This window comes from Chitinophaga sp., from assembly GCF_036569125.1.
Taxonomy (GTDB): domain Bacteria; phylum Bacteroidota; class Bacteroidia; order Chitinophagales; family Chitinophagaceae; genus Chitinophaga.
Genome location: NZ_DATCRF010000651.1, coordinates 1 through 8,662, shown reverse-complemented (window position 1 = coordinate 8,662; position 8,662 = coordinate 1). Strand labels below are relative to the sequence as shown.

General features: G+C 49.5%; 7 protein-coding genes. 4 read left to right on the top strand and 3 right to left on the bottom strand.

The window, feature by feature from the left end:
• Together VIM87_RS24470 and VIM87_RS24465 are read left to right on the top strand one after the other, a co-directional pair.
• Positions 1 to 286, top strand: a 286-nt coding sequence (locus tag VIM87_RS24470; protein ID WP_331999532.1) for a hypothetical protein, incomplete at its 5' end; no start/stop codon positions are given.
• A gap of 89 nt (positions 287 to 375) precedes the next feature.
• Positions 376 to 879: a hypothetical protein gene (locus VIM87_RS24465; protein WP_331999531.1), complete on the top strand. Its 504-nt coding sequence runs from the start codon at positions 376 to 378 to the stop codon at positions 877 to 879.
• Positions 880 to 1,151: 272 nt separating this feature from the next.
• Here VIM87_RS24465 and VIM87_RS24460 read toward each other — a convergent pair whose 3' ends face one another.
• The 3 genes from VIM87_RS24460 to ispG all read right to left on the bottom strand — a co-directional run bounded on the left by VIM87_RS24460 (position 1,152) and on the right by ispG (position 4,796).
• Positions 1,152 to 2,072: a LysR substrate-binding domain-containing protein gene (locus tag VIM87_RS24460; protein ID WP_331999530.1), complete on the bottom strand. Its 921-nt coding sequence runs from the start codon at positions 2,070 to 2,072 to the stop codon at positions 1,152 to 1,154.
• Positions 2,073 to 2,335: 263 nt separating this feature from the next.
• Positions 2,336 to 2,596, bottom strand: a complete 261-nt coding sequence (locus tag VIM87_RS24455) for a hypothetical protein (RefSeq protein ID WP_331999529.1) — start codon at positions 2,594 to 2,596, stop codon at positions 2,336 to 2,338.
• Positions 2,597 to 2,843: 247 nt separating this feature from the next.
• Entirely contained in the window at positions 2,844 to 4,796 is a 1,953-nt protein-coding gene (ispG, locus tag VIM87_RS24450) for a (E)-4-hydroxy-3-methylbut-2-enyl-diphosphate synthase (RefSeq protein ID WP_331999528.1), read from the bottom strand.
• A 124-nt stretch (positions 4,797 to 4,920) separates the two neighbouring features.
• Between ispG and VIM87_RS24445 the strand changes: the two genes are divergently transcribed.
• Both VIM87_RS24445 and VIM87_RS24440 read left to right on the top strand, forming a co-directional pair.
• Positions 4,921 to 5,781: a helix-turn-helix domain-containing protein gene (locus VIM87_RS24445; RefSeq protein WP_331999527.1), complete on the top strand. Its 861-nt coding sequence runs from the start codon at positions 4,921 to 4,923 to the stop codon at positions 5,779 to 5,781.
• A gap of 85 nt (positions 5,782 to 5,866) precedes the next feature.
• Positions 5,867 to 8,662: efflux RND transporter permease subunit (locus tag VIM87_RS24440; RefSeq protein WP_331999526.1), on the top strand; the 2,796-nt coding region annotated here is incomplete at its 3' end.

The following is an 8,662-nucleotide window of genomic DNA, read 5'->3' as shown; positions in this document are numbered from 1 at the left end:
GGTATGGGAATACATTTGCCATAAGGTGCAATGGGAAACCGGCGAAAAGCGCCGCCGGCGTAAGCGCAGGGAGCCGCCTGTCCATACTGTTATTAACTTACAGGAAGCGCCGCGGAACCAGCAAATGCAGGTAAGCATCTGGTGGCGTTGTATTTTTATTGGTTTATGTGTGCTGCTGATAGCGCTGCTGGCAAGCAGCATTTATTTCTATAACAAATACCAGGAGCTGGAAAACAGGCTGCTTCATAATTATCCTGCATCAACCGCCCCCGCTTCAACAAAATAACCTTTCCCGGTGTTTAACTGGTATATTTCTTGCTTTTGTATCGTGCAAAAGTTGAGATTTGCAGTCAAATTAAATTTTAACAGATGAAGATGAAAAATCTTGCCCTGGCAGCATTATGCCTGATCGTAGCATCCCTGTTTGCAGTTTCCTGCGCCAGCTCATCCGGCGCCACCTCCACCTCGCAGGACATTTCCAAAAGCAGTGTAAAAGGTAACTGGGTAGTTACCGACATCCAGTTTGAAGGGATCCCCTCCAACAGTAAGGTAACGGTGTTTGATGAGGCTTCCTATAACTGCTTTAAAGGCAGCAACTGGGTATTACCTTCCAATGGTAAAGGTTCGTATACTTTATCGGCCACCTCAGATGGATGTACTACTGCTACACAGCCCATTATGTGGTCGTTATACAAAAATGGCGGATCCAGCATGTTCCAGTTTAAGAAACTGTCAGAAGGGGTAAAAGCCAAAAATGTAACAGATGGTTATCGGGTAGAGCTTAGCTCTAACGATGGTAATACAATGGTGTGGAGAGCACCGGTGAATTTTGAAGGTAACAGCGCGTATATTATTTATACGCTGCAAAAAACCAGGTAAGCCTCTTCAAAGAATGTAAAATTCTAAGTATAAAATTTCAAATGTAAAGTGGAATGCCGCGAAACCGGGTGTGTATCCTGGTGTCGCGGCATTTCACTTTTGTGTTTATCCCGTTCATAAAGTCTTTTCAGTGGTCGCTATGAACCTTCTTCGTCGGTTTATCCCGTTCATGAAGCCTTTTAGATGGTCTCCATAAAGCCCCTTTGACGGTTTTAAATTTTACATTTATGATTTTACATTCTTTTAGCCCACCCCTTTCATTTGTATAACTTTTATAGCTCCTTTCCCCCTTCCCCTTTTTCCCCTTTGATCTCTTTACCGGCAAAGCGCATAAACAGCTGCGCCAGCTTATCCTGCTGGCCCTGCAGATGGGTGAACTGGAACTGCCGTACCAGCTTAAAATTCTTCACCGGTAGTATTTTAAACTCGCCTGCTTCCAGCTCCCTGCTTACGGCCTGTAAGGAAAGAAAGGCTGCGCCGGGCGCATGATGCAGGTACGACTTCATACTTTCCGTGCTGCTCATATACATAGCTATATTCAGATCGGTTAGCTTTAGCTTTAAGCGTTTAAGCTCCTCCGTTATAACCTCCAGTGTGCCGGAGCCCTGCTCCCTCACCAGCAGGGGAATGGCCGCCAGCTCCGCAGCGGTTAATACTTCACCGGCGCCGTAGCTGTAGTTTACATTGCCAATAAGGGCAATTTCGTCCTTGGCAAACTCCGTATACTTTAACTGCGGGTTGCGGGAGCTGCCTTCTATAATGCCCAGCTGTATATTTTTTTCCAGCAGGTCCTGTTCTATTTGTTCTGAGTTACCGCTGATAAGGGAGGTTTTGATCTCAGGATATCGCTGGTTGAACCTTGCCAGCAGCGGGGGTATAAAATATTGCGCAATAGTGGTGCTGGCGCCTATTTGCAGCCGCCCGCCCCTTTCATGCTTTAGCTGGTTAATATCATATTCCAGGTTGCGGTAGCTGGTAAAGATCTCATCTGCATACCGCATTACAATGCGGCCTGCCGGTGTAATGGTGATCTTATTGCCAATGCGTTCAAACAGCGCCATGCCCAATTGCTGCTCCAGCTCATGAATATGTTTGGTAACGGCCGGTTGTGAAATAAACAGCTCTTCTGCAGCCTTGGTAAAGCTTAAGCGCTTAGCCACGGTATAAAAGACCTTTAATCTGAAATCCAACATAGTGTGAAAATACGAATTATGCTGAATGCGGAACGCTGAACGCTGAATGCCGAATGCTTTATGCTGTATTGAGCTGCCGTGGGTTGAACACAAACCATTAAGAGCGCCGGGTGCATAACAATAATGATTATCAGCTTTCAGCATCCGCAATCAACACACGGGCTTCAGCGTTACGCGTTCGGCGTTAAGCATTCCGCATAAAAAAAAGGGGTGTTTCCGAAGAAACGCCCCTTTACTATAACAGTTTTAAACCTTACTAAACGTTAACTTTTCTTTTTTGCGGCCTCCTTGTTGGCTTTATAGCGCATATCAGCGGTGCCGTCTTTCTTTTTAGGGCCTTCAGTGGCCGTGGTTTTATTGGCTTTGAAACGTTTGTCCGGTGTACCATCCTTCTTTAATGGCGTACCGGTGCTGGCTGCCGCCTTTTCAGTTTTAGCCTTGGCTTTGGTTGTGGCGGGCGTTTGGGCCATGGATACAGAAGCGCCTAAGAGCAGGATCAATATCGCCGTCAGAAATTGCTTCATACAAAAGGTGTTTTAGGCTAGTAATATACGTATAAAAAGTATTTCCCCGTAAAAAAACCCGTATAAATACGCTTGTCCGGCATGATCATCAGAATGTACCTTTGTACTGTCCAATAGATGCAGTTAACCCCTAAGATTTCATCACCTATTGATGCAATGTGTTGAAACGCTTTTCTCAACATCCTGTTAACCTCAAAAAATAGCTATAGCAAAATGTCCGCCCCACCCCAGGCGGGCATTTTTATTTTTAGTTGGCCTGGGTTTCCACCCACATGCCATTCTCTTTTATCAGGTTTATGAGCTCCGTTACAGCAACTTCGCTGTTCAACCCCCGCTTTACCACTTCCTTACCGCGGTACAGGGTTATTTTACCTACCCCGCTGCCTACATAGCCAAAGTCCGCATCCGCCATTTCACCGGGGCCGTTCACAATACAACCCATAATAGCAATTTTTACCCCTTTCAGGTGGTTGGTTACTGCGCGGATCTTAGCGGTGGTTTCCTGCAGGTCAAATAAAGTACGGCCGCAGGAAGGGCAGGAGATATATTCCGTTTTGGATATACGCGTACGTGTAGCCTGTAAAATACCAAAGGCCACCGGGTTAATACGGGCCAGGTCCTGCAGGCTGCGCTGCTGTGTATAATTAATGCCCAGGCCTATGCCATCGCCAAAACCATCCAGCAGCAGGGCGCCGGTTTCTATGGCGTACTGCAGCAGGCGGTCATCTGCTTCGGTATGTGTGCTGGAGCTTAACAGGATCACCGGGTTAGCTACCTGCTGCTCCATCAGCGTCATTAACATGCGGCGCACTTCCGGCATGGCATGTTTATTCTCCGTAGCCACTATGCATAGTACAGCAGTGTTATCTGTTTTCAGCTTTTGCAGCAGGGCGCTTGTTAAAGGCTTTCCGCTGTCGGTATCAATTACATTCAGTACAGCCGATCTTTTGCCCGTACCCAGGTAAGCTTCCTGTGTGAGGTAAGGGAAGTACTTTTCCTTATCCGCAGCCTGTAACCAGGTTTCGTACGGGGTTATCACCTTTAAAGTGCCGGGTAAGGCAAAGGGTAATACCTGCTCTGTAAAAATATAATCCGCTGCCTGGTCGGCAATGTTCCATTTATCGGTAGCCTCATCGTAATGGTACCCTATGGCTTCCAGGTCATTAGGCTGAATATTTTTAATACCTCCGAAATCCGCTACTACTACCGGTACCTGCTTGCCGCCAATATTATCCACGGCAATGGTTTCCCGGCGTTTGTATTCAAAGGGGGAGTAAGGCGGTTTGTCTGTGGAAAGGATGGGTGCATGCCCTTCCCGGTTGGTATAACGTTTCACCAGGTCGCGGCACACCGGCAGCTCAAATTCCGGGTCTTCTGTCAGCGATACGCGAATGGTATCGCCCACACCATCTTCCAGCAGGGCGCCAATACCAATGGCCGATTTAATACGGCCGTCTTCCCCGTCGCCGGCTTCCGTTACGCCCAGGTGCAGGGGATAGCAATGCCCCAGCTCCTGCTGCATAGTATGTACCAGCAGGCGGTAGGCCTGCACCATTACCTGCGGGTTGCTGGATTTCATGCTCAGCACAATGTTGTGGTAGTTCAGGTCCCCGGCAATGCGCAGGAACTCCATGGCGCTTTCCACCATGCCCATGGGAGTATCCCCGTAGCGGCTCATAATACGGTCGCTGAGGGAGCCGTGGTTGGTGCCGATACGCATGGCTGTGCCATATTCCTTACAAATATTCACCAGCGGGGTAAACCGGTCCCGGATGCGCTCTATCTCCTCCGCGTACTCCGCATCGGTATATACCAGGGTCTCAAACTTCTTTTTGTCCACATAGTTGCCCGGGTTCACCCGCACTTTTTCTACAATACGGGCGGCAATTTCCGCTGCATTAGGCGTAAAATGTATATCAGCTACCAGGGGCGTGGTGTAGCCCCTTTTGCGTAATTCATTCTTAATAGGCAGCAGGTTTTCCGCCTCGCTTTTGCTGGGGGCGGTGATACGTACCAGCTCGGCCCCGGCTTCAATACAACGGATAGCTTGCGCCACGGTGCCGGCGGTATCCATGGTATCCGTGGTGGTCATGGTTTGAATGCGGATAGGGTGATTGTTCCCGATAAGCAGGTCGCCCACCTTTACTTCCAGGGTGGGTAAACGCTTATATGCTGTGAGTGAAGGGCAATATAGCTGCATAGTGCTGCAAAGGTAAAGAATAGTGGCAAGTTGTTAAGGGGGTAGGGCAGCACGCTGGCCGGCAATCCATTAAATATTATGAGCGGCGTACACCTGCGGTCCCAATTTTTTAAATTTGAAGTGTATGCTGCAAAAACACACGGATATACCTTATCAGCAGCTGCCCTTTACAGGGCAGTTCAATATTTTCCCGCTGCTGGGCTTTAAAACCGAGCTTACCCGGCAGCCGCACCGGCATGATCATTACCAGGTGGTATGGTTTTCCAAAGGCAGGGGGCAGCATATAGTGGATTTTGTATCCTACGAGCTGGAAGATAATATGCTGTTCCTGCTGGAACCCGGGCAGGTGCACCAGCTGCTGGATGATGCCAAGGAAGGCCATGTGATCACCTTTACGGAGCATTTTTACTTCAGCAACCGCCATGAGCAGGCTACCATGTATGATTTCACCAACCTGTTTGATGCTACCCGCGGTTATGCGCCCATCCGTATCAGCAACCGTACCGCCGCCACTTTCCAGCTGCTGGCAGAGCTGATGTACCGGGAAAAAAGTGCTTCCGGCAGCAGCCGCAGCATCATAAAACATTACCTGAACGCCTTTTTATTGCAGGCCGAAAGGGAAAAGAAGCGCAATGCTGCCCAGGCCATTGCGCCCCTGAAGGGCGATGAGCGGGTAGTGCTGCTGCGCCGCCTGCTGGAAAAAAATTTCCGGGCACAGCACCATGTTACCTTTTATGCCAGCGAATTTTCCCTTACGCCCAAACGCCTGAACGAGATAACCCGCGAAAAAACAGGCAAAACCGTTACGGAGCTGCTGCACGACCGCCTGGTGCTGGAAGCCAAGCGTAAGCTATCTTTCAGCCACCAAAGCGTAAAAGAGATCAGCTATGAGCTGGGCTTTGAAGACCCGGCCTACTTTAGCCGCTTTTTTAAGAACCATGCCGGCATTGCCCCGCAGGATTTCCGGGATGTAATGTTCAAATAGTACAAGGCAATAACCGTTTTGTCCTAACAGGAACGCAGCCCGCCTGCTAATTTTACGGCCTGTTCCCTTTCACTCAACTACACTCATGAACCTGATCAAACTAGCCTTACAAAAGCCCATTGCCGTCATTGTAATTGTGATAGGCCTGCTTTTTTTCGGCATTTCATCGTTGCGTGATATTAAGATCGATATTTTCCCGGATCTGAACCTGCCCTCCATTTATGTATCACAGCCCTATGGCGGTATGTCGCCGCAGCAAATGGAAGGTTTCATATCCACCAACTACCAGAACCTGTTCCTGTATGTAACCGGTATTAAAGACATTGAAACAAAGAATATACAAGGGTTATCCATGCTTAAGCTTACCTTCTATGAAGGTACCAACATGGCCCAGGCAGCGTCGGAAGTAACGGCAATGGCTAACCGCGCATTTTCGCAAATGCCTAATGGAACGCAGCCGCCGTTCCTGATACGGTTCGATGCTTCTACGCTGCCTATTGGCCAGCTGGCGCTTAGCAGCCCTTCCCGCAGTAATAACGAATTACAGGATCTGGCCATGACGGTAGTCCGCCCCTCGTTCTCCCGCATTGCCGGTTTAACCTCGCCCGCTGCATTTGGCGGTAACAACCGCACCATTGTGATAAGGGTTGATCCGGCGCTGATGCGCAGCCACCACCTTACGCCCGACCAGATTGTGGCTGCGGTGAAAGACAATAACCAGATCTCGCCTGCCGGTAATGTGCGTATCGGGGATATTACTTACCTCACGCCCAGTAACACCGTAATACGCACTATTAAAGAGTTTGAAAATATTCCCCTGGTAATGGGCAGCGGCCCTTCCGTATACCTGCGCGATGTGGCGCGGGTAGAGGATGCGGCGGACCTTACCACCAGCTACGCCGTTATTAACGGCAAACGTTCGGTATACCTGCCGGTAATTAAAACCGGTGATGCATCTACCTGGACGGTAGTTAAGAACCTGAAAGCCGCCCTGCCGGATATTCAGAAGCTGCTGCCGGAAGATGTGAAGGTGATCTTTGAATTTGACCAGAGCGTGTATGTGGTGAATGCCGTAAAAAGCCTGATCAGCGAAGGCGTAATAGGCGCGGTGCTTACCGGCTTAATGGTGTTGCTTTTCCTGGGCGATAAGCGCAGCGCATTGATCGTGATCGTTACCATACCGGTATCCATTATCATTGGGGTAATGGGCCTGCGCCTGGCCGGGCAAACCATTAATATTATGACGCTGAGCGGCCTTGCCCTGGCGGTTGGCGTGCTGGTAGATGAAAGTACGGTAACTATTGAGAACATTCACCAGCACCTGGAAATGGGTAAGCCCAAAGCCCGGGCCATCTGGGATGCCTGTAAGGAAATTGCTTTCCCAAAACTGCTGATCCTGTTCTGTATCCTGGCTGTATTTGCACCTTCCTTTACCATGAAGGGCGTGCCCCGTTCCATGTTCCTGCCGCTATCGCTGGCCATTGGTTTTTCCATGATCGCTTCTTATTTGCTGTCGCAAACACTGGTGCCCGTACTTTCCAACTGGATCCTGAAGGCAGAGCTGTTCAAGCATCATGTAAAAGCCAAAGGCGCGGTGCACGAAAAAAATAATGAATACATAGAACAGGAGCTGCAGTATGAAAGGGAACATCAAAAGGAAATATCCCGTTTTGACCGTTTTAAGCTGCGCTTTATAGGCTGGCTGGAAGGGTTGATGAAATGGCGTAAGATGGCCACCATCAGCTATTTTGTAGGCATCCTTATTATTGCAGGCCTGTGTTTTAGTTTTATCGGGCGCGATATTTTACCCAAGCTGAATAACGGCCAGTTCCAGCTGCGCTTAAAAGCGCCGGAAGGCACCCGCCTGGAACGTACGGAGAATATGCTGCTGCAGGCGGTAGATATTCTGAAACAAACCGTTGGCGAAAAAAATATTGACATCACCTCCTCTTTCATCGGCACGCACCCATCCTCTTACTCCACTAGCCCCATTTACCTGTTTATGGCCGGGCCTAATGAAGCCGTAATGCAGGTGAACCTGAAAGAGGATTATAAGGTGAATATGGATGATTTTAAGGAGCGGCTGCGCAAACGCATTCACCGGCAAATGCCGGAAGTGAAAATGACGTTTGAACCCATTGACCTCACCGATAAGGTAATGAGCCAGGGCGCTGCCACACCTATAGAAATAGCGGTCAGAGGCAAGAACCTGGACCTGAGCAAACCCTATGCACAAAAGCTGCTGGCAGAAATTAAAAAGATCCCTTACCTGCGGGATGTGCAGATCGTACAGCCGCTGAACTACCCGGCCATCCGCGTGAACATTGACCGGGAAAGGGCCGGGCAGCTGGGCGTAAGTATTACAGATATTTCCAAATCACTTACCGCCGCCACCTCATCCAGCCGGTTTACGGAAAAAAATATCTGGCTGGATGAAAAGAATGCACAGTCTTATTTTGTGCAGATAAGCATACCGGAAAATGAAATGAGCAGCATGAACGATATGGCGGCCATTCCCATTTCAAAAGACCGTACCCGCCCGCTGCTAGGCGATGTAGCCACTTTGCAGCCGGATACCGTGGCCGGGGAGTACGACCGTGTAGGCGCGGTACGTATTATTTCCATTGGCGCCAACGTGCATAAGGTGGACCTGGGTAAAGCCAGTGCAGCGGTGGATGCTGCCATTAAACGCGCCGGTGAGCCGCCCCGTGGTATTAGTGTTGAAAAGCGCGGCTTAACACTGCTGCTGGATGAAACGCTGAACAGCCTGCAATCCGGCCTGCTGGTAGCCGCCGTGGTGATCCTGTTATTGCTCACGGCCAATTTTCAGTCGTTCAGGGCAGCGCTGGTAGTGGTAAGCGCTATACCCGCTGTGCTGGCA

Coding starts and splice junctions, on each gene's coding strand:
- VIM87_RS24465 (WP_331999531.1), top strand. CDS start 376: ATGAAAAATCTTGCCCTGGCAGCATTATGCCTGATCGTAGCATCCCTG.
- VIM87_RS24460 (WP_331999530.1), bottom strand. CDS start 2,072: ATGTTGGATTTCAGATTAAAGGTCTTTTATACCGTGGCTAAGCGCTTA.
- VIM87_RS24455 (WP_331999529.1), bottom strand. CDS start 2,596: ATGAAGCAATTTCTGACGGCGATATTGATCCTGCTCTTAGGCGCTTCT.
- ispG (WP_331999528.1), bottom strand. CDS start 4,796: ATGCAGCTATATTGCCCTTCACTCACAGCATATAAGCGTTTACCCACC.
- VIM87_RS24445 (WP_331999527.1), top strand. CDS start 4,921: ATGCTGCAAAAACACACGGATATACCTTATCAGCAGCTGCCCTTTACA.